A 21,034-nucleotide genomic window follows, 5' to 3' on the forward strand; every position below is an offset into this window, starting at 1 on the left:
TGTGTCGCTCAGATGCGGGCGCCGGACTCCGCGTTGAAGACGTGGATGGCGGTGCCGTGCGGCTTGATGTAGACGGTCTCACCCATGTTGGGCATGTGCTGCCGGTCGGTGCGGACCGTGAACCGCTCCGAAGAACCGTCCAGGTCGGCGTGGCCGTAGACGTTGGCGTCCGAGCCGAGGTCCTCGACCAGGTCGACAACGATCGGCAGCGCACCCTCGGACTCGGTGGTGAGGTCGGCCGACTCGGGACGGAACCCGATGGTGACCTTGCCGCCGGCGTTCTGCGCGGCCGCGACCTGCTCGCGGGTCAGCGGGATGTTGTAGGAACCGAACGCGCCGCCCGACTCGGTCAGCGGAACGGTCTTGATGTTCATGGCCGGGGAGCCCATGAAGCCGGCGACGAAAACGTTGCCGGGGGTGTCGTAGAGCGCCCGCGGGGTGTCCACCTGCTGCAGCACACCGTCGAGCATGACGGCCACCCGGTGACCCATGGTCATGGCCTCGACCTGGTCGTGCGTGACATACACGGTCGTGACACCCAGCTTGGCCTGCAGCGTCGCGATCTGCGAACGGGTCTGGACGCGGAGCTTGGCGTCAAGGTTCGACAGCGGCTCGTCCATGAGGAACACCTGCGGCTCACGCACGATCGCGCGGCCCATGGCGACACGCTGGCGCTGGCCACCGGAGAGCGCCTTCGGCTTACGGGACAGGTACTCGTCGAGCTGCAGGAGAGCCGCGGCCTCCTTGACCCGGCGGTCGATCTCAGCCTTCGAGGTCTTCCGCAGCTTCAGGGCGAACGCCATGTTCTCGTACACCGACATGTGCGGGTAGAGAGCGTAGTTCTGGAAGACCATCGCGATGTCGCGCGACTTCGGCGGGAGGTTCGTGACGTCCTTGCCCTCGATCAGGATGCGCCCACGGTCGACATCCTCCAGCCCGGCGAGCATGCGCAGGCTGGTGGACTTGCCACAACCGGAAGGGCCGACCAGAACGAGGAACTCACCGTCGCCGATCTCGAGGTTCAGCTCGTTGACCGCGGGCCGCTCAGAGCCCGGATAGATGCGCGAGGCCTTGTCATACGTAACGGTAGCCATGCTGAAACAGACTTCCTTTCCACCGGCAGGAACGTGCCGGACGATCCGAGTGGAGGAACAGCCCCGTAAACGTAAAGCTTTTTCCACGTCATGCCAAGGAAGCCCAGCAAGTTCCCAGCCGTTATGCTGGCCCCCACGCCCCTGTAGCTCAGATGGCCAGAGCACCCGTCTTGTAAACGGGAGGTCGTCGGTTCGATCCCGACCGGGGGCTCGTCGGAGTGTTCGTCTGTTTGCCGAAAGCGCAAACCTGGCCGACTCGCATTCCTCCCTGGGGGCCGAGCCCCCAGACCCCCACGTCACGGTGCTGACGGTCGTGGGTGGTCACGCTGGAAGGCCCTTCGGGCCGGGGGTGGGGGCCATTGGCGGCTGCGCCGCCTTGGCGATCACAACCCCAACGTGCGTCGGGTGCCCAGCTCTACATGAGTCGGCCGTTCAGACCGTATAAAGCCGTCCAGTCCTGTGTAAAACAGTCGTGCGGGAAGTAATAGCGACTGGGTCTTAGCTGTGGGCGTCACGGGACGTCTGGCCTGGTGCCCGGCGGGGGTCTGGTTTTTCAGAACAAGGACCCGTTGGGTTGGGGGCTCTCCGGGCGACGGCAGACGTGGCTCATCGTCAGTAGGGGCAGGATGCAAGCCGCCTTTTGCTTGCGTCCTGCCCCTACTGACGATTCGCTTTCGGCTGACGACGGCCGGAGAGCCCCCAAGCCACCCACCGCAACCATCGCCAGGGAGCTCTCCAGCGATGGCCGGGGGTTCGGGGGCAGCGCCCCTGAGGGCTTCGGCCGGAAACCAGTTTCGCCCAGCGTCGTTGGGAAGCGCATGAAGATCAAGTTGTACGTCGCGGTTGTGGCGCTCGTTCTGCTTCCGGCGCCGGCCGCGGCCGTGGTCTCGCTGGCCCCCGCAGCCGTCGCGAGCGCCTCGATCGGGTGAAAGCAGAGCCACCCGCCCGTAACGACGGGCGGGTGGCTCCAGGTCGCTGAGGAGTGCGGGCTAGCCGTACGTGCGGCGGCGGGACACCTCGGCCAGGGTCACGGCGGCGGCGACGCTGGCGTTCAGGGACTCGACGTCGGAGGCCATCGGGATGCTCACCCGCAGGTCGCACGTCTCGCCGACCAGGCGGGACAGGCCACGACCCTCGGAGCCGACCACCACCAGCAGCGGGCCGATCGCGGCCTCGAGCTGGTAGAGGTCGGTCTCGCCGTCGGCGTCGAGGCCGATCGCGGTGAAACCGGCCTGCTGCGCCGCCTTGATCGCGCGGGTCAGGTTGACCACCTGGGAGACCGGCACGCGGGCGGCCGCACCGGCGCTCGTGCGCCAGGCGGTCGCGGTGATGCCGGCCGCGCGGCGCTCGGTCATGAAGACGCCGTGGCCGCCGAACGCCGCGACGGAGCGGATGACCGCGCCGACGTTGCGCGGGTCGGTCACGCCGTCCAGCGCGACCAGCAGCGGGGCGGTCTGCTCGAGAGCGGCGGCGACCAGGTCGTCGTAGTTCTCGTAGGCGAACGGCGGCACCTGGAGGCCGATGCCCTGGTGCAGGACGCCGCCGGTCATCCGGTCGAGCTCGTTGCGGCTGATCTCGAGGATGGGGATGCCGCGGTCGCCCGCGGTGCGCACGATCTCGGCGACCCGCTCGTCGATGTCGATGCCCTGGGCCACATACAGCGCCGTGGCCGGCACCGCGGCGCGCAGCGCCTCGTTCACCGGGTTGCGGCCGAGCAGCAGCTCGGGACCCTCCCGGGTGGGGTTGGAACGGCGTCCGGGGGCGATCCGCGGGCCGCCGCGACCGGGTGCCTTGCCGCGCTGGGCCGTCTGCCGCCCGTACGCGTTGCCGCCGGCCCGGCCCCAGGTGGTGTCCTTGCTGCCGGGGAGGCCGACCTTGGGCGCCCGGCCCTCGGCCGCCGCCGCACGGCGTTCCTTGTCCTGCTTGCGGGCGGTCTTGTCGGGCAGTTTCTCGGTGCCCGAGTATCCCTTGTGCCAGGGACGCTCGTCGGCGGGCAGGGTGCGCCCCTTGCCCTTGAGCCCGGAGCGGTTCTTGCCCCCGGACCCCATCGCGGCGCCCTTCTTGGCCACCGCCCGCTTGCTCGCGTTGCGCGAATTTCCTGGCATCAGTGCTGCTCTCCTACCGTCCAGCGCGGCCCGGCCGGAGTGTCCTCCACCTGAATTCCCGCGTTCTTGAGCTGGTCGCGGACCGAGTCGGCCGCCGCCCAGTCCTTGCGTGTGCGCGCCTGCGAGCGCTGCTCGAGCGCGAGTTTGACCAGTGAGTCGACCACCGGCTTGAGGTCGCTCTGGGGTGTGCCGCCGGTCCAGGCCTCGTCGAGCGGGTCGAGCCCGAGGACGCCCAGCATCGCCCGGACGGCGGTCACCGCCCCGCGAATGCCCGCCTCGTCGCCGGCCGCGAGCGCGGTGTTGCCCTCACGGATGCAGTCGTGCACGACGGCCAGGGCGGCCGACGTGTTGAGGTCGTCGTTCATCGCCTGGGCGAACGCCGGTGGCACGTCCTTGGGGCGGCCCGGGCCGACGACCTCGGCCGCCCGCTGCACGAAGCCCTCGATGCGCCGATAAGCCACCGCGGCCTCGCTCAGCGCCTCGTCGGAATAGTCGATGCGCGAGCGGTAGTGCGGCGAGGCGAGGTAATAGCGGAGCTCGACCGGGCGGATCCCCTGGGCCCGCACGGAGGCCAGGTCGACCACGTTGCCCAGCGACTTGCTCATCTTGGCGTCGCCCAGGTTGAGCAGCGCGTTGTGCACCCAGTAGCGCGCGAACCCGAGCCCGGCCGAGTGGGACTGGGCGATCTCGTTCTCGTGGTGGGGGAAAGTCAGGTCGAGCCCACCGCCGTGGATGTCGAACTCGTCGCCGAGGTAGCGACGGGCCATCGCGGAGCACTCGATGTGCCAGCCCGGGCGGCCCTGACCCCACGGCGACGGCCAGGTGGCGTCGTCCGGCTCGTCGGACTTCTCGCCCTTCCACAGCGCGAAGTCGCGGTAGTCCCGCTTGTCGGGCTCGCCGCCGTTGCTCGGCGGGCGCATGTCGTCGGGATTCTGACCCGAGAGAGCGCCGTATTCCGGGTAGGACGTCACGTCGAAATACACGTCGCCGGAGCCACCGGCCGCGACATAGGCCCGGTCGCGGCGGATCAGCTCGGCGATCAGCTCGTGCATCTCGGGGATGTGCCCGGTGGCGAGCGGCTCGTAGGTCGGCGCCAGCACGTTGAGCTCGCGATAGTTGGCCTCGAGGACCAGCCTGTTCTCGTGGGCGATGGCCCAGAACGGGCGGCCCTGAGCCTGAGCCTTCTCGAGGATCTTGTCATCGACGTCGGTGACGTTACGGATGAACGTGACCTCGTAGTTGGTGTGCCGCAGCCAGCGGCGCAACACGTCGTAGTTGATGCCGCCCCGGAGGTGGCCGATATGGGGAACGGACTGCACGGTGAGGCCGCACAGGTAGATACCGACCTTACCGGGAGTCATCGGGACGAAGTCCCGGACCGATCGGGTCGCGGTGTCATACAAGCGCAAACTCACCTGCCAAGGGTACCGGCCCGGCGATACCCGTTTACGCCCCGCCCGAGCGACCCGGGCGGGGCGCAAGATCGGTTACGGCCGGGTCATCCGCAGGACGTCGAGGGCCTCGTCGAGCTGCTGCTCGGTGAGCTTGCCGCTCTCCAGGTGGCCGCGCTCGACCACGACCTCGCGGATGGTGCGGTTCGAGGCGAGGGCGGTCTTGGCGATCGCCGCGGCCTCGTCGTAGCCCAGGTAGCGGTTGAGCGGCGTGACGATCGAGGGAGACCCTTCCGCGTACGCCAGGGCGACCTCGACGTTCGGCTCGAGGCCGGCGACGCAGCGGTCGGCCAGCAGCCGCGCCGCGTTGGCCAGCAGGCGGATCGACTCGAGCAGGTTGCGCGCCATCACCGGGAGCATCACGTTGAGCTCGAAATCACCCTGCGAACCGGCGAACGAGACCGTGGTGTCGTTGCCCATGACCTGGGCGCAGACCTGGCGCACGGCCTCGGGCACCACCGGGTTCACCTTGCCCGGCATGATCGACGAGCCGGGCTGCAGGTCGGGCAGGCGCAGCTCACGCAGCCCGGCGCGCGGGCCGGAACCCATCCAGCGGATGTCGTTCACGATCTTGTAGAGCCCGACGGCGATCACCTTGAGCTGGCCGGACGCCTCGACCAGGGCGTCGCGGGCGCCCTGGGCCTCGAAGTGGTCGCGGGCCTCGGTGACCGGCAGGCCGGTGCTCTGCCGCAGCCGCTCGATCACCGCCGGGGCGAAGCCGGGCGGCGTGTTCACCCCGGTGCCCACGGCCGTGCCACCCAGCGGCAGCTCGGCCAGCCGCGGCAGCGTGGCGGTGAGCCGCTCGATGCCGTTGGCGACCTGTCGCGCGTACCCCGAGAACTCCTGACCCAGCGTCACCGGCGTGGCGTCCATCAAATGCGTACGCCCGCTCTTGACCACCTCGGACCAGTCGCCGGCCTTGGTCAGCAGGGCCGCGCCCAGGTGCTCCAGGGCCGGGATCAGCTCGCTGGTCACCGCCTCGGTCGCGGCCAGGTGGATCGACGACGGGAAGACGTCGTTGCTGGACTGGGACGCGTTGACGTGGTCGTTGGGGTGCACCGGCCGGCCCAGCTCGCGGGAGGCCAGGGTGGCGATCACCTCGTTGGCGTTCATGTTGGACGACGTGCCCGACCCGGTCTGGAAGACGTCGATCGGGAACTGGTCGTCGTAGCCACCGTCGGCCACGTGCGCGGCGGCCTTGGCGATGGCCTGGGCCAGGTCGTCGTCGAGGACGCCGAGCGCCGCGTTCACCTGCGCGGCCGCCCCCTTGATCTGAGCCAGCGCCTTGATGTGGGCGGGCTCGAGACCGCGCCCCGACAGGGGGAAGTTCTCGACGGCGCGCTGGGTCTGCGCCCGCCAGAGGGCGTCGGCCGGCACCCGGACCTCACCCATCGTGTCCTTCTCGATCCGGTACGCGCTCTCGTCAGTAGTCACCCGTCCATCGTCCCTCCGCGCGCACCAGATCGCAGATGATCCCCGGCACCGAGAACGGCCAGGGACTTCTCGACGTCGCGCAGTTCCGGCGCCTCGAGGCCCGCCAAGCCGGCGGCGGCCTGCTCGAGCAGCCGCCGGGCCTCGGCCGGGTCGTGGTCGATGAGGGAGTCGCCCAGCCGGGCCTGGGCCACCGCGATCGGATGCGGCATGCGGGACTCGTAGGCCAACAGCAACGCCTGCCCGAACATGGCCCGGGCGCCCACGACGTCGCCGCTCAGCAGCAGCGTCGCGCCGAAGCCGCAGCGCAGTCGCGACTGTTGTTCCCGGCTGTTCAGCTGCCCGGCGAGCTCGATGGCGTGCCGATGACCGGCGATCGCGTCGGACAGCCGTCCCCCGGCGGCGAGGAGCAGCGCCAGCTCGTGTCGCGCCTCGGCCTCCCCGTGCAAATGGCCGGCCCGCTGCGTCAGGCGCAGCGCCACGCGGACCTGGCGGCACGCGACGGCCACGCCCACCTCGCCGATCCGATGCTTGATCACCGCGACGTTGAGCAGGGTGTCGGCGATCTTGGTGGGCTCCCGGATCTCCAGCTGCTCGAGCAGCCGCAGCCGGTGGTGGCGCAGAGCCTCCCGATAGTGGCCGAGGCGCTGATAGTTGTTCGCCAGCACGTTGAGCTCGTCGCGGCCGTGCTTCGCTGTGGCCATCCGGCGGACGGCGAGCGCGAGGTCGATGCTCTTCCGCCACCGGCCCGAGTCGCAATGCACGACGGACAGGTTGATCAGCGCCGAGGCCAGAGCGCTTCGGTCGTCCAGTTGCCGGCGCAACACGATGCACTGCTCCAGCAGCCGGGCCGCTTCGTCCATCTGTGACTTCCGGTAGTGCACCGAGGCCAGGTAGTTGAGCACGGTCGCGGTGGCCGCGCGGTCTCCCGTACGTTCGAGGACCTGCAGCGCACGCCGGTTCATCCGCAGGACGTCGTCCAGGTAGCCCCGCGTGAACAGATGACGCCACGCGGCCCGCGGCAGCTGCCAGGTGAAACGGGCCAGCTCGGGCTCCAGCGCGGCGGCATCGACGTAGTCACCCAGCCGCGGCTGCTCCCGTTCCAGCCGGGCGCTCGGATCGGCCACCGCCTCGAGCAGGTCGGGCCGGAGCGGGACGAGGCGGCCGACGTCCCGCTCGACCGCCTCGCGGTAGACCGTGAGGTTGGTCGCCGCCGCCGCGTTCAGCTGCTGGTCGAGCAGCCCGCGAAGGGCCTCGACGCGGGCGCCGGGGGGTAGCTCGGCGGCCAGCGCGGCCGCGTATTGCCGCAGCAGGTCGTGCAGCCGGTAGACCTCCGGCTCCGGCTCGTCGACCAGATGCACGTCGACCAGATCGTCCAGCAGGTCCTGCACCTCGGGCAGGGGCAGTCCGGTCAGGGCGGCCGCGGTGATCGCGTCGAACTCGCCGGCCGGATTGAGCCCGAGCAGGCGGAAGACCCGGCGGGCGGGCGGCGGGAGTTGCTCGTACGACAGGGCGAAGGCGCCGGCCACGGATCTGTCCTCGGCCGCGAGCTCGGGCAGGGCCGACCCACCCAGCCGGCGGACCAGATCGGCGACCCGCCACCGCGGCCGATGCGCCAGCCGCGCACCGGCGAGCCGGATGGCCAGCGGCAGACCGCCACAACGGCGTACCACTTCGGCGCCGGCCTCGGGCTCGGCCCAGACCCGCGCGCCGGCGATCCGGGCCAGCAGCGTGATCGCCTCGTCCGCGGAGAGCACGGAGAGGGACTCGGGGTGCACGCCGTCCAGGCCCAGCAGCCGGCGGCGCCCGGTGACCAGCGCGAGGCTGCCCGGCGCGGTCGGCAGCAGATCGGTCAGCTGGGCGCTCGAGGCGGCGTTGTCGAACAGCACGAGTGCCCGCCGCTGGGCCAGCTCGGTGCGCCACAGGCTGACCCGGTCGACCAGGCCCGGCGGGATGCGGCCGGCCTCGATCCCGAGCTGGCCCAGCAGCACCAGCAGGGCCGCCGCGGGGTCGAGCGGCTGCTCCGCGTCGTGCCCGTGCAGGTCGACGAAGAGATGGGCGTCGGGATAGCGGTCGCCCAGCAGAGCGGACACGTGCAAAGCGAGCGTGGTCTTGCCGCTGCCGGCCATCCCGTCGATCACCGCGACCACCGGCCTGCCGGCGCCGTCGTCGATCGCGCGGACCAGCCGGTGCACGACCCCGGCCCGGCCGGTGAAGTCGCCCACCGTACGGGGAAGGCAGCGGATCCGCGACGGAGCGGACGGGGGCCCGGTGGCGTCTCCGCTGAGCATGGCGGCCTGGAGGTCCCGCAGCTCCCGGCCCGGGTCGAGGCCCAGCTCGTCCCGCAGGACCGACCGGATACGACGGTATTCGGCGAGCGCGTCGGCCGGTCGCCCCGCGCTGTAGAGCGCCCGCATGAGCTGACCGCTCAGCTTCTCCTGCAGCGGGAACCGGTCGACCGCGGCGGACAGCTCGCCGATCAGGTCGCCCTCGTGCCCGGCCGCCAGTTCGAGCTCGGCCCAGCCCTCCAGCGCGGCGACGTGCTGCTGGTCGAGGACGACGGCGGCCTGGCGTACGCCGTGGGCGTCGATACCCGCGGCGGTGTCGCCCCGCCACAGGTCGAGAGCCCGCCGGTACAACGCCGGATCCTGATGCTCCCGGGCCCCGGCCACCAGCCGGGTGAACTCGGCGGCATCGAGCTCACCGGCGCCGGGGGTGAGGCAGTAGCCGGCCGGATCGCTGCGGATCGCGTCGGCGGGCAACGATCGCCGCAGCCGGGAGACGCAGGTCTGCAGCTGGCCGCGCGCGGTAGCCGGCGGGTCGGCGCCCCAGACCGCGTCGGCCAGCGTGCCGACACCGAGAACGCGCCCCGCGTGCAGCAGGAGCATGGCCAGCACGATGCGATCACGGCTGGCCGTGATGGCGACGTCCCGCCCGTCGACAGTGACGGACAGTGGCCCGAGGATGCGATAGCGCATGCCGCCCCTACCGGTTGAGACACATCGAGCCTACTCGACGTGACGAGAGCGGGACGACAGCGGAACGACAGCGAAGTCCGCCAGTCTGTTGGTGACGCCGCCGCATCGTGGATGTTCCGACATCGCCCCAGCACGGTGCGGCGGTCGCAGCGACGGGGGCGAGCAGCCCGTCCGCGGCACCGCGCGGACGGGCTGCCCGTATCTCGCCGATCACTGTCGGTTGGACGATGTGGCGGACGGAACGTACCGTCGTCGGGGCTTGCTCCCATCCCCGACCGAACAGGATCACCTCATGCGACGCGCCCTAGTGGCCGTGCTGGCCGGCGGCATTCTGCTGACCGGAGCCGCCTGCGACAGCGACGCCGGCACCGAGGCGGCCCCCGAGGCCACCCCCACGAGCACCGCTCCGAGCAGCCCGCCGCCGCCGGACTACACGGCCAACACCAAGCTCGTCTGCGGCAAGCTGCAGGCCCTCTATTCGGGTGACCTGCGTGACTTCGGCACCGCGATGGGCAAGCTCATCACCTACCGCGAGGCGAAGCAGACGGCCGAGGCCAAGAAGGCCGAGACCGCGGCGGTGGCCGAGCTCAAGGCCGTCGCGACCAAGATCCGCAAGGAGACCTCGGCCGCCCGCAACCCCGAGTTCAAGGCGGCCGGCCTCACCTCGGCGGCCAAGGTCGACGCGAGCGCGGTCAACAAGGCGTACATCAAGAAGGCGACGACGCTCAAGGTGCTCAACTCGACGATCGAGGCCCAGTTCAAGGAGTGGCTGAGCCCCGTCGCGGGTTACTGCGCGGCCTGACCCGGTCGCCCGGTTCCTGATCCCGTGCGGGTCAGGGCCGGGCGCCGATCCGGAGCAGCGGGTTGGGGCGGGTGACGTCGGCGAAGAAGTCGTTGCCCTTGTCGTCGACGACGGTGAAGGCCGGGAAGTCCTCGACCTCGATCCTCCAGACGGCTTCCATGCCGAGCTCGGGGTATTCGAGTACCTCGACGTGGCGGATGCAGTCCTGGGCCAGCCGGGCGGCCGGGCCGCCGATCGAGCCCAGATAGAAGCCGCCGTGCGTGTTGCAGGACCGGGTGACCTGGGCCGAGCGGTTGCCCTTGGCCAGCATGACCAGGGAGCCGCCGGCGGCTTGGAAACGCTCGACGTACGAGTCCATCCGGCCGGCCGTGGTCGGGCCGAACGAGCCCGACGCGTACCCCTCGGGGGTCTTGGCCGGACCGGCGTAGTAGACCGCGTGATCCTTGAGGTACTGCGGCATCGGCTCGCCCGCGTCCAGGCGCTCGGCGATCTTGGCGTGGGCGATGTCGCGGGCCACGACCAGCGGGCCGGTCAGTGACAGACGGGTCTTGACCGGGTATTTCGACAGCTCGGACCGGATCTCGGCCATCGGGCGGTTGAGGTCGACCTTGACGACCGGCTCGCCACCCAGGTCGACCTCGGGCATGAAACGCGCCGGGTCGGTCTCCAGCCGCTCCAGCCAGACGCCGGACGGGGTGATCTTGGCCAGGGCCTGGCGGTCGGCCGAGCAGGAGACGGCGATCGCCACCGGGCAGGACGCACCGTGCCGGGGCAGGCGGACGACCCGGACGTCGTGGCAGAAGTAGCGGCCGCCGAACTGGGCGCCGATGCCGAAGTCGCGGGTCAGCTCGAGGACGGCCGCCTCCAGCTCGACGTCGCGGAACCCGTGGGCCGACATCGTGCCGTGCCGGGGCAGGTTGTCCAGATATTTCGCGCTGGCCAGCTTGGCCGTCTTCAGCGCGTACTCGGCGCTGGTGCCGCCGATGACCACGGCCAGGTGGTAGGGCGGGCAGGCCGACGTGCCGATCAGCCGCAGCTTCTCGTCCAGGAACTCCATCATCCGCGCCGGGTTCAGCAGCGCCTTGGTCTCCTGATAGAGGTACGACTTGTTGGCCGAGCCGCCGCCCTTGGCCATGAAGAGGAACTTGTAGGCGTCGGGGGCGCCGCCCGGGTCCTCGGCGTAGAGCTCGATCTGGGCCGGCAGGTTCGACCCGGTGTTGCGCTCGTCCCACATGGTGAGCGGCGCGAGCTGCGAATACCGCAGGTTGAGGCGGGTGTACGCCTGGTAGACGCCCTGCGCGATGGCTTCCTCGTCGGTGCCGTCGGTGAGCACGTGCCGCCCGCGCTTGCCCATCACGATCGCCGTGCCGGTGTCCTGGCACATCGGGAGCACCCCGCCGGCCGCGATGTTGGCATTACGCAGCAGGTCGAGCGCGACGAACCGGTCGTTGGCCGACGCCTTGGGGTCGTCGATGATCGCGCGCAGCTGGGCCAGGTGGGCCGGACGCAGATAGTGGGCGATGTCGTGCATCGCCTCGGCGGTCAGCTGCGTCATCACAGCCGGTTCGACGGTCAGGAACCGGCGGCCGCCCGGGCCGTGCACGACGTCGACGCCCTCGTCCGTGACCAGTCGGTACTCGGTCAGGTCGTCGCCGGTGGGCAACAGCGGCGAGTACGAGAATGCGGCGCCTCTGCTCATGACCGGCAAGCCTAGACAAGCGGTCCCGGCATCGGCGAACCGCTCCGCCCCGGTACGCATACCAGTTCGGTCAAGTAAACGGGATATAGGCCATCTCGCGCCCGGCGACGGCGATGAGCCCGCCCGGCCCGACGGCGAAGACCTCGGCCGCCGTACGCAGGTCGGCCAGCACCCGCCCGCTGCCGGGAGCCACCGCCACGATGCGCTCCGGCTTGCGGCTGGTGATCACCGCCGCGTACGGGGTGAGGGCCGCCGCCCCACCCTCGCCCACCGCCCGCGACCAGGTCGTCCGGCCCCGGCTGAAGCCGTATCCGCGCAGCGTGCGCCCGTCCGCGCCGCGGATCACGGCGTAGCTGTCGTTGACCGCGAGCACGGTCTCGCCCCGGGCGCCGCGCCACAGCAGCCGGCCGTCGTGCGCCGCCAGCAACTCCTGCCGTCCGGTCGGGTCGACGCCGAGCACGACGTCCTCGCCACCCGCCGGGTCGTGCTCCTGCTGGCAGTTGGAGCCGTTGTCGGCCGTCCGCAGATTGAGTCCCTCGCGCCGCCAGACCGCCCCCGGTGACGGCGGATCGGTCGCCACCACGCCGTAATAGCAGGTGCCGTCCTGTGCCGTTCCGGTCACCGTGAGCACCCGGCCGCCCGCGATCGCGACGCGCTGGTCGACGGCCGGCTCGGCCACTTGCACGACCTTGCCGGTGGCGGTGTCGATCACCCGGATCTTGCCGTCGTCGGGCAGCCCGATCAGGCCGGGCATCAGCCGCGGCCGGGCCACGTCGTCGTCGACCCGGTCGGCCGTGAGCGGGCGGGTGTCCGGCAGGTCGGGGTTGGCCGCGTTGAGCACGAAGCCGATCCCGCCCGTGTCGACGGTCCAGAGCGGCTTGGCGCCCCGGGGGTCCCCGGCCGTGAGCCGGCAGTCGCCGCCCTTGGCGCAGTGCAGGTCGAGCAGGGCGTTGCGGTAGGTCCAGACCGCCGTGGCCTCGGTGTCGACGCGCAGCTGGGCTCCGTTGCGCGGGTCGAGCACTTGATATCCCTTGGTCAGCAGCCGGCCGGTGGCCACCACCGCGTCGTTGCCACTGCCCGAGACCGCGGCCCAGTCGGCGTCGCTGTCCCACAGCTTGACCCCGGCGGTCAGGCCGTACGCCTCGACCGAGGTCCGGTATTCGACGACGACCGCGTCGCCGACCACCGAGACGCTCTGCGGGCTGCCGCCGATGCGCTGCTGCCAGCGGGCCGCGCCGCCCGCGATCGGCTCGCTCGTGTTGACCCACGCCCAGACCTGTGGCCAGGGATTCCACACGCCGGTCGTGGCCAGCACGATCACGATCACGATCGCGACCAGTGCGTACCCCTTCCAGGGGCTGCCACCCGACGCCATGCGCGACACGCTAGCCAGGTCGATCATCAGGACGACGGATCTAGATTCGCCCGTGTCGATATGATTTGCCGTATATAACGGTCATGGCGCGCGAGACATTGTGCAAGTTGCACCGGCCGACCGGCCCGGCCCGGGCTCGACGGCGCAACCTGCCCAGTCCCGCGGACACATGTTGAATCGGCCTGTGACCTGCGACAACATCGGTCAATGACGCAGACGATGGCACACGGGACCCGCACCGACGACGTCTTCCCCGTCAAGGGCGTCGACCACCTCAAGTTCCTCGTGGGCAACGCCAAGCAGGCCGCTCACTTCTATTCGACGGCCTTCGGGATGACCTGCGTGGCCTACCGCGGACCCGAGCAGGGTTACCGCGACCACGCCGAATACGTCCTGGTCAGCGGGGGCGCCCGGTTCCTGCTGGTCGGCGCGGTGCACGCGGGGGCACCCGGCGCCGAGCACGTGACCAAGCACAGCGACGGCATCCAGGACATCGCGATCGAGGTGCCCGACGTCGACAAGGCGTACGCGCACGCGGTCTCGGCCGGAGCCCGGAGCGTGACCGAGCCGTACGACATCAAGGACGAGCACGGCACCGTGCGCATCGCCACCATCGCGACCTACGGCGACACCGTCCACTCCCTGATCGACCGCTCCCAGTACGACGGGCCCTTCCTGCCCGGCTTCGTCGCACGCCGGCCGATCGTCGACCGGCAGCCCGCCATCGCCGCCGGATTGCAGCCCAAGCGCTTCTTCCAGGCCGTCGACCACGTGGTCGGCAACGTCGAGCTCGGCCGCATGGACGAGTGGGTCGAGTTCTACGGCCGCGTCATGGGCTTCACGAACATGGCCGAGTTCATCGGCGACGACATCGCCACCGACTACTCCGCGCTCATGTCCAAGGTCGTCGCCGACGGCACCCGCAAGGTCAAGTTCCCGCTCAACGAGCCGGCCGTCTCGCAGCGCAAGTCGCAGATCGACGAATACCTCGACTTCTACAACGGCCCGGGCGCCCAGCACATCGCCGTCGCCACCAACGACATCATCGCCAGCGTCGACGCCATGCGCGCGGCCGGCGTCCAGTTCCTGGACACGCCCGACTCCTACTACGAGGACCCCGAGCTGCGCGCCCGGATCGGCCAGGTGCGGGTGCCGATCGAGGAGCTGCAGAGCCGCAAGATCCTGGTCGATCGGGACGAGGACGGCTACCTGCTGCAGATCTTCACCGCGCCGGTGCAGGACCGCCCGACGGTCTTCTTCGAGCTGATCGAGCGGCACGGATCGCTCGGCTTCGGCAAGGGCAACTTCAAGGCGCTGTTCGAGGCCATCGAGCGGGAGCAGGAACTGCGCGGCAATCTGTGACACTGGTCGCGTGACCCAGCCACCGGGGTACGGGCCTCCGCCGGGCTATCCGGCGGGGCCCTCGTACCGACCGCCACCACCTCCGCCGCCCCTCAGCCCAGCCGGGGTGCCGCTGGCCGACTTCGCCCAGCGCCTGCTGGCCTACCTGATCGACTCGGCGCTGCTGAGCGCGGTGCTCTTCGTGCTGGCGATCCCGGCCTTCCTCGTGGTGCTCCGGCAACTGCCCGAGGTCGATCCGTCCGGGCCGGAACTCACCGCCGAAACCATCCTCGCTGAGTTCTTCCTGCCGCTCGTGCTGGTCGAGGCGGGGTTGTTCGTCCTGTTGCTCCTGGTCTACTACCTGTACGAAGTCGAGTTCATGCACCGGACCGGGCAGACCGTGGGCAAGAAGGCCATGCAGATCCGGGTCGTGCCACTGGAGCCCGGCCGCACGCTGACCCGTGGCATGGCCGCCAAGCGCTACCTCATCGAGTTCCCGGCCGGGCTGCTGGTGCCGTTCTTCAGCTGGGCCGACGGATTGTGGCAACTCTGGGACAAGCCGTACCAGCAGACCCTGCACGACAAAGTGGCCCGGACCGTGGTCGTTAAGGTTTCTCCATGAGCTCGCTGCCCGCCGGTTGGTACAAAGACCCCGCCGACCCTGATACCCAGCGTTACTGGGACGGCGAGGGATGGCTCGGGAAGGCCATCCCGGCCGACGCGGTGCCGCCGGACGGCCCGCCGCCCGTGGAAGAGGAGCCGCCGCCCGCCCCGGAGCCGGCACCGCCGGCATCGGCCACGCCGGCCGCGCCACCGGCCGCCGCCACACCGCCGCCGGGCTGGGGCCCGCAGCCGCCGCCCCCGCCGGGCTGGCAGCCACCCCCGGGATGGCAGCCGCCGCCGGGTTGGCAGGCACCTCCCGCGTGGCAGCCGCCGCCCCAGGGCGCGCAAACCCCACCGCCGGGCGCGCAACCGTCGCCGGGGTGGCAGCAGCCGTCGGCGGGCGCACAAACCCCGCCCGGCTGGCAGCAGCCGTCGGCAAGCGCGCAACCGCCGCCCGGCTGGCAGCCTCCGCCCGGGTGGCAGCCTCCGCCCGGGTGGCAGCCTCCGCCCGGCTGGCAGCAGATGCCGCCCGGCATGCGCGCCGGCATGTACCCGACGGTGCAGGCGCGCCCGCACGGCTTCGCGCTGGCCGGTCTGGGCCCGCGCCTGGTCGCCCGGCTCCTCGACATCCTCGCGGTGCTGCTGCTCAACGTGGTGATCAACGGCTGGTTCGCCTATCAGTGGGCGAAGGAGTTCGTGCCGATGTACCGCGCCACCATCGACGAGATGGCCAACGGGGGCAGCGCGTGGGACGTGCAGGCCTCGGGCCGCATGGACGGCCTGCTCTGGGCCATGCTGATCATCGCCACGCTGCTCTGGCTGGCCTACGAGGCGCCGGCCATCGGGAGCAGCGGTCAGACGCTGGGCAAGCGGGTCATGCGCATCAAGGTCGTCGCGGTCGAGGACACCAAACCGCTCGGTTTCGGCCGCGCGTTCGGCCGGTGGGCCCGGCTCGGGCTGTGGACGCCGGCCTGGGGCTGCGCCGGCATCGGCTTCATCCTGCAACTCATCGACTGCGTCTCGCCGGTCTTCGACCAGCAGCTCCGCCAGGCGTTCCACGACAAGACGGCGCGCACGGTCGTGATCGCGCTGCCCCCGGACGACCGCCGGCCCGTCGACGCCACCGCCTCCGGCGGCGGCACCTCGCACTCGCAATAAGGCCAGCACCCACACTCACCCTGAGGACGGACGATGACCCGCCTGACCCGCGCCGACCTGGATGGCCTGCCCGCCTACGTCCCCGGCCGCAGCCTGGCCGACCTGACCCGTGAGCTCGGCATCGCCGAGGCGATCAAGCTGGCCAGCAACGAGGTGCCGTACGGTCCGCTGCCCGGCGTGGTCGAGGCGGTCACCGACGCGATGCTGCACTCGCACCGCTACCCCGACATGGGCTCGGTGGCCCTGCGGGACGCGCTGGCCGACCGGCTCGGGGTGGCCGCCGACCGCATCGTGACCGGCTGCGGGTCGGTGGCGCTGGCCGAGATCCTGGTCAAGGCGACCTGCCTGCCGGGTGACGAGATCGTCTATTCGTGGCGCTCGTTCGAGGCGTACCCGATCATCTCGGCCGGCGTGGGGGCGACCAGCGTGCGGGTGCCCAACACGGACGGACACGGGCACGACCTGGAGGCGATGTCGGCCGCGATCACCGACCGGACCCGGCTGGTGATCGTCTGCAACCCCAACAACCCGACCGGTACGAGTGTCCGCAAGGCCGAGCTCGACCGGTTCGTCGCCTCGGTGCCCTCCGACGTGCTCATCGTGCTCGACGAGGCGTACCGGGAGCTGGTGACCGACCCGGAGGTGCCGGACGGCGTGGCCACCTATGGCGACCGGCACAACGTCCTGGTGCTGCGCACGATGAGCAAGGCGTGGGGTCTGGCCGGTCTGCGGATGGGTTATCTGGTGGCTCAGCCCGAGGTGGCCGCGGCCATCCGTAAGGTGCTCACCCCGTTCTCGACCAGCCTGGTGGCCCAGGCGGCGGCGATCGCCGCACTGGCCCAGGAGGCCGAGGTGCGCCGCCGCTGCGCGCTGGTGGTCGAGGAGCGGGCCCGGGTCACCGAGGCACTGCGCGGGTTCGGCGCCGACGTGCCGTCCAGCCAGGCCAACTTCGTCTGGCTGCCGCTGGGGGACGGCGCGGTGCCGTTCGCCCAGGTCTGCGAGGCCCGGGGCGTCATCGTCCGGCCCTTCCAGGGCGACGGCGTCCGCGTCACGATCGGCACCCCGGAGGAGAACGACGCCTTCCTGGCCGCCGCCGAAGTGGCGCTGAAAAGCTAGACGAGCGCTTCGGTGCGGTGGTGGTCCTCCGCGCTCAGACGAGCGGGGAAGGTCCGCCGGCCGATCGTCACGATCAGCACGACCGCCAGGACGGCGAAACCTGCGGTCACCAGGGGTAGCACGCCCAGGTGACCGGTCCGCACCAGGCGCTCGCCGAGGAAGGCTCCGCCGCCGATCCCGATCTGGAACGCGACCACGTAGAGGGCCGACGCCGCGTCCCGGGCCCGGGGCGCGATCCGCAGCGGTGCGGCGGCCAGCAGCACCGGGATGGCCGTGAAGGCGCCGCCCCAGAGCAGGGTCACGATGATGGTCGGCACCAGCCCGAGTACGGGCGCGAGCAGCACCACCGAGACCGCCAGCACGGTGAGCAACCCGACCAGCATCGTCCCCGGCCGCCGGTCCACGAACCGGCCGACCGCGTAGTTGGTGATCAGCCCGGCGAAGCCGTACCCGAGAAGGAGCACGCTCAGCCCGGCCCCCTCCAGCCCGGCGTCGCGGCGCACCAGCGGGGCGATGTAGGTGTACGCCGAGAAGTGGCCGATCACCAGCACCGCCGTGATCAGGCAGAGCAGCAGCACCTGCCGGTCACGGCCGACGGCGATCGCCGCCCGTAGCTGAGCCGCCGGGCGCAGGGCCAGGTCGTGCGGGCGCGGCGGCAGCTGGGGCAGCACCTTCATCAGCCCGAGCACACAGATCGCGCCGCCGATGACCATGGCCCCGATCGCCGCCCGCCAGCCGAGCCACTGGCCCAGCGCGGTGCCCAGCGGCACGCCCAGCACGATCGCCAGCGAGTTGCCGACGAAGACGAGCGCGGTGGCCCGGCCGGCCTGCCCGGGTGGGGCCAGGCGCGCGGTGACCGGCCCGATCACCGACCAGAACACGCCGTGGGCCAGCGCGCAGATCAGCCGGGCCAGGACCAGCACCAGGAAGGTCGGCGCGAAGGTGGCCGCCGCCTGCGACACCACGAAGATGGCCATGGTGATCGCGAGCAGCAGGTGGCGCGGAACCCGCATGGTCAGCGCGGTCAGCGGGATCGTGCTCACCGCGGCTACGACCGCGTAACTGGTCAGCAGCAGGCCGACGTCGGACTCCGCCACGTCGAGACCGTGGGCGATCTCGGGCAGCAGCCCCACCGGGAGCGTCTCCGCGGTGACGTAGAAGAACGAGGAGGCGCCCAGAATGGCCAGGGCGGGGCGGTTCAAGCTCACCTCCGCAGAATAAGCTCTTAGTCAGAGCAAAAGAAGGGAAGAGTTGGTGACGACGCGATCCACCGAGCTGCTCCGCGTGGTTCACGGCCGGCCCGGCGTCACTCGCGCCGACACCGCGCGCCTGCTGGGCATCGGCACGGGCGCGGCCACCGAGCTGGTCGCCCGGCTGACTCAGGCTTCCCTGCTGGCCGAGGTTCCGGCGGCCCGCAGCGGCACCCGTGGGCGCCCGACCACCGCGCTGGTCGCACATCCGGACGGCCCGGTCGTGCTCGCGGTGGAGATCACCCACCGTGCCTGGCGGATCGACGTGACCGAGCTGGGCGGGCACACCCTCGCTGCGCTGTCCGGCCTCCATGCGGGCGCCACGTGGGCCGAGGTGCTGGCCGGCGTGACCCGGGCGATTCTCGGCCTGCACGAGACGTACGGCGACCGGCTGCGCGCCCTGGGCGTCTCGGTCCCCGGTCCCGTCACCGCCGACCTGCGCCTGGACGCCACCACCTCGGGCTGGCACGACGTCGACCTGCGCGACCTGTGGCCGGACGCCCCGGTGCTGGTCGCCGGCAACGACGCCAGCCTGGCCGCCACCGCCGAGTCGGCCCGCGGTGCCGCCGCCGGCGCCTCGGTCGCCCTGCACCTGCTCATCGAGTACGGCCTGGGCGGCGCCGTGGTCGACCAGGGTCGCCTGGTCATCGGCGCCCACGGAGCCTCCGGCGAGTTCGGCCACATGCCGTTCGGCGACCCGGCCGTGCTGTGCCCGTGCGGCGCCCGCGGCTGCTGGGGCACGGCCGTCGACGGCACCGCCCTGGCTCGCCACCTCGGCCATCCGGCCCCGCCCGACCCGGTGGCCTATGCCCGTACGGTCCTCGCCTCGACCGGCCCGGCCGAGCAGGCCGCCGTCCGGGTCGTCGCGTCAGCGCTCGGCCGCGGCATCGCGGGCCTGGTCAACGGCCTGGACCCCGATCTGGTGACCCTGGGCGGCCTGGGCGCCGACCTGATCGCGGCCGCCCCGGCCGAGCTCGACGCCGCCTACCGGGCCGGTCTGATGGCCCTCCGCCGCGCCACCCCACCGCCGCTGCTCCCGGCCGCCTTGGGCGCCGACGGCCCGATCGCCGGCGCCGCCGAAGCCGCCTGGTCGAGTCTGCTGCCGCGGCTGACTTAGAGCTTTGTCCAGTTGACGCTTGATAAAGCAGATGCTTGAGTAAGCGGCATGACCACGACCGTGGACGACGACCAGCAACTCGATGCCCTGTTCACGGCGCTCAGCGACCGCACCCGGCGCGACATCATCGCCCGGCTGAGCCGGGGCGAGGCGACGGTCAAAGAGCTCGCCGAGCGATACACCATGAGCATGCAAGCCGTGTCCCAGCACCTCCAGGTGCTCGAGCGCTCCGGCTTGATCAGCCGGGGCCGGCACCGGCAGACCCGGCCGTGCCGGCTCGAACCCGAGCGGCTGGAGGTCGCGGTCTCCTGGATCGAGGACAGCCGGCGCACCTGGAGCGAGCGGATGGACCGTCTGGAGACCCGCCTCGCCCATCTGCAGGAGGGCGAGCTGTGAACGACGACGAACTGGTCTACGAGCAGGTCTTCCGAGCGCCTCGCGACCTGGTCTGGCGGTGTCTCACCGAGCCGTCCGAGCTCGCGCACTTCTGGGGCCCCCGGGGGATGACCACGCCGGTCGACGGCATCGTGGTCGAGCTTCGGCCCGGCGGCCGCTTCGAGACCCTGATGCTCGGCCCGGACGGCAGCTACCGCATGGTCGCCACCTTCACCGAGATCGTTCCGCCCGAGCGGCTCGCCTGGCTCGAGCCAATGAGCGGGATGCACACCACCAGCACGCTTGAGGACCTCGGCGACGGCCGGACCGCGGTCGTCATCCGGCAGCGGCACGTGCCCGAGGCGATGCGGCACCCCGAGGCGCGAGCCGGCTTCGCCACGTCCCTCGACAAACTCGACGAGCGCCTCACGCATCTGACACAGGGAGACCGACCATGACCGACCCGCAGACCTGGGTGGCCTCGACCTGTCTTGGGTTGGCCGATCTCCTGGGCGCTGCGACCGCCGAGACCTGGGACGCGCCCTCGCTGTGCGAGAAGTGGCTGGTGCGGCACGTCGTCGCGCACGTCACCATGCCGGCCCGGCTGAGTCCTGAGCAGTTCGGCGCCGAGATGGCCGCGGCCGGTGGCGACTTCACCGTGCTCGCCGACACCGTGGCCGCGCGGGATGCTTCGCTACCGCTCGACGATCTTCTCGGCCGGCTTCGATCGCCGAAGCTGCATGCCTGGTTGCCGCCGGGCGGTGGCGCGGCCGGAGCCCTCAATCACGCCGTCATCCATTCCCTCGACGTGACGATCGCCCTCGACCGGCCCGCGGTCGCGCCACGAGAAGCGGTGATCGCCGTTCTGGATCAGCTCGCCGCCGCCGACGGCAGGCTGTTCGGCGTCGACCTGGCCGACAGCCGGCTCGAGGCCACCGACACCGATTGGAGGCGGGGAGAGGGCCGGCCGATTCGCGCCGACAGCGCCTCGCTGGTCGCCCTGCTCAGCGGCCGCACCCTGCCCGACGGCCGCAAGCTGGCCCGGAGCTGATCGCCGGGCGGGCGACCCGACCGGCTGACGTTGACGCTGTTGCGCAGGGCGGCCACGCCGAGGAGCAGGACCACGCCGGCGCGCCCGG

17 protein-coding genes and 1 tRNA gene are annotated in these 21,034 nt (G+C 71.3%); 10 read left to right on the forward strand and 8 right to left on the reverse strand.

Annotated elements, in window-relative coordinates:
• Positions 1 to 8: 8 nt before the first annotated feature.
• The gene (locus NAG42_RS04745; RefSeq protein WP_250028258.1) at positions 9 to 1,094 is read right to left on the reverse strand and encodes an ABC transporter ATP-binding protein; all 1,086 of its coding nucleotides are present in this window, start codon (positions 1,092 to 1,094) and stop codon (positions 9 to 11) included.
• Between the two features lie 137 nt (positions 1,095 to 1,231).
• Here NAG42_RS04745 and NAG42_RS04750 point away from each other — a divergent pair.
• Positions 1,232 to 1,305: transfer RNA gene (locus tag NAG42_RS04750), tRNA-Thr, on the forward strand.
• A gap of 778 nt (positions 1,306 to 2,083) precedes the next feature.
• Here the strand turns inward: NAG42_RS04750 and rlmB are convergent.
• The 4 genes from rlmB to NAG42_RS04770 all read right to left on the reverse strand — a co-directional run bounded on the left by rlmB (position 2,084) and on the right by NAG42_RS04770 (position 9,059).
• Positions 2,084 to 3,199 carry a 23S rRNA (guanosine(2251)-2'-O)-methyltransferase RlmB gene (gene rlmB, locus NAG42_RS04755; protein WP_250028259.1) on the reverse strand — a complete coding sequence of 372 codons (1,116 nt, stop codon included), beginning with the start codon at positions 3,197 to 3,199 and terminating at the stop codon, positions 2,084 to 2,086.
• Positions 3,199 to 4,614, reverse strand: a complete 1,416-nt coding sequence (gene cysS / locus NAG42_RS04760) for a cysteine--tRNA ligase (protein ID WP_250028260.1) — start codon at positions 4,612 to 4,614, stop codon at positions 3,199 to 3,201. The genes rlmB and cysS overlap by 1 nt, the downstream gene beginning before the upstream one ends.
• Positions 4,615 to 4,686: 72 nt before the next feature.
• Positions 4,687 to 6,042, reverse strand: a complete 1,356-nt coding sequence (locus tag NAG42_RS04765) for a class II fumarate hydratase (RefSeq protein ID WP_250028374.1) — start codon at positions 6,040 to 6,042, stop codon at positions 4,687 to 4,689.
• Between the two features lie 38 nt (positions 6,043 to 6,080).
• Positions 6,081 to 9,059: an AfsR/SARP family transcriptional regulator gene (locus tag NAG42_RS04770; protein ID WP_250028261.1), complete on the reverse strand. Its 2,979-nt coding sequence runs from the start codon at positions 9,057 to 9,059 to the stop codon at positions 6,081 to 6,083.
• A gap of 292 nt (positions 9,060 to 9,351) precedes the next feature.
• Between NAG42_RS04770 and NAG42_RS04775 the strand changes: the two genes are divergently transcribed.
• Positions 9,352 to 9,861 (forward strand): hypothetical protein, encoded by a 510-nt coding sequence (locus tag NAG42_RS04775; RefSeq protein ID WP_250028262.1) that lies wholly within the window; start codon positions 9,352 to 9,354, stop codon positions 9,859 to 9,861.
• Positions 9,862 to 9,892: 31 nt separating this feature from the next.
• Here the strand turns inward: NAG42_RS04775 and NAG42_RS04780 are convergent, their stop codons facing one another.
• Together NAG42_RS04780 and NAG42_RS04785 are read right to left on the reverse strand one after the other, a co-directional pair.
• Entirely contained in the window at positions 9,893 to 11,560 is a 1,668-nt protein-coding gene (locus NAG42_RS04780; protein WP_250028263.1) for a fumarate hydratase, read from the reverse strand.
• A 70-nt stretch (positions 11,561 to 11,630) separates the two neighbouring features.
• Entirely contained in the window at positions 11,631 to 12,962 is a 1,332-nt protein-coding gene (locus NAG42_RS04785; RefSeq protein WP_250028265.1) for a PQQ-binding-like beta-propeller repeat protein, read from the reverse strand.
• 180 nt (positions 12,963 to 13,142) lie between these two features.
• Here NAG42_RS04785 and hppD point away from each other — a divergent pair, with 180 nt between their 5' ends.
• Genes hppD through hisC form a run of 4 tightly spaced genes read left to right on the forward strand, consistent with a single transcriptional unit; the run spans position 13,143 to position 17,153 of the window.
• Positions 13,143 to 14,297, forward strand: coding sequence for a 4-hydroxyphenylpyruvate dioxygenase (gene hppD / locus NAG42_RS04790; RefSeq protein WP_250028266.1), 1,155 nt, complete (start codon positions 13,143 to 13,145; stop codon positions 14,295 to 14,297).
• A gap of 10 nt (positions 14,298 to 14,307) precedes the next feature.
• Positions 14,308 to 14,898 (forward strand): RDD family protein, encoded by a 591-nt coding sequence (locus tag NAG42_RS04795; RefSeq protein WP_250028267.1) that lies wholly within the window; start codon positions 14,308 to 14,310, stop codon positions 14,896 to 14,898.
• Entirely contained in the window at positions 14,895 to 16,037 is a 1,143-nt protein-coding gene (locus NAG42_RS04800; RefSeq protein WP_250028268.1) for an RDD family protein, read from the forward strand. Before NAG42_RS04795 ends, NAG42_RS04800 begins: the two co-directional genes overlap by 4 nt.
• A 33-nt stretch (positions 16,038 to 16,070) precedes the next feature.
• Positions 16,071 to 17,153 carry a histidinol-phosphate transaminase gene (gene hisC, locus NAG42_RS04805; RefSeq protein WP_250028270.1) on the forward strand — a complete coding sequence of 361 codons (1,083 nt, stop codon included), beginning with the start codon at positions 16,071 to 16,073 and terminating at the stop codon, positions 17,151 to 17,153.
• Here hisC and NAG42_RS04810 read toward each other — a convergent pair.
• Complete coding sequence (locus NAG42_RS04810; RefSeq protein WP_250028271.1) at positions 17,150 to 18,361, reverse strand: MFS transporter; 1,212 nt, start codon at positions 18,359 to 18,361, stop codon at positions 17,150 to 17,152. The genes hisC and NAG42_RS04810 overlap by 4 nt on opposite strands.
• A 46-nt stretch (positions 18,362 to 18,407) precedes the next feature.
• On the opposite strand from NAG42_RS04810, the gene NAG42_RS04815 reads away from it, so the two are divergent.
• From NAG42_RS04815 to NAG42_RS04830, 4 genes are read left to right on the forward strand one after another with little or no spacing between them, the layout of a single operon-like run.
• Positions 18,408 to 19,520 (forward strand): ROK family protein, encoded by a 1,113-nt coding sequence (locus NAG42_RS04815; RefSeq protein WP_250028272.1) that lies wholly within the window; start codon positions 18,408 to 18,410, stop codon positions 19,518 to 19,520.
• 48 nt (positions 19,521 to 19,568) lie between these two features.
• Complete coding sequence (locus NAG42_RS04820; RefSeq protein ID WP_250028274.1) at positions 19,569 to 19,916, forward strand: ArsR/SmtB family transcription factor; 348 nt, start codon at positions 19,569 to 19,571, stop codon at positions 19,914 to 19,916.
• Complete coding sequence (locus tag NAG42_RS04825; RefSeq protein ID WP_250028276.1) at positions 19,913 to 20,353, forward strand: SRPBCC family protein; 441 nt, start codon at positions 19,913 to 19,915, stop codon at positions 20,351 to 20,353. Before NAG42_RS04820 ends, NAG42_RS04825 begins: the two co-directional genes overlap by 4 nt.
• On the forward strand, positions 20,350 to 20,946 hold the full coding sequence (locus NAG42_RS04830) for a maleylpyruvate isomerase family mycothiol-dependent enzyme (protein WP_250028277.1): 597 nt from the start codon (positions 20,350 to 20,352) through the stop codon (positions 20,944 to 20,946). Before NAG42_RS04825 ends, NAG42_RS04830 begins: the two co-directional genes overlap by 4 nt.
• Positions 20,947 to 21,034: the final 88 nt, after the last annotated feature.

The sequence above is a fragment of the Paractinoplanes maris genome, assembly GCF_023544465.1.
Taxonomy (GTDB): Bacteria; Actinomycetota; Actinomycetes; order Mycobacteriales; family Micromonosporaceae; genus Actinoplanes; species Actinoplanes maris.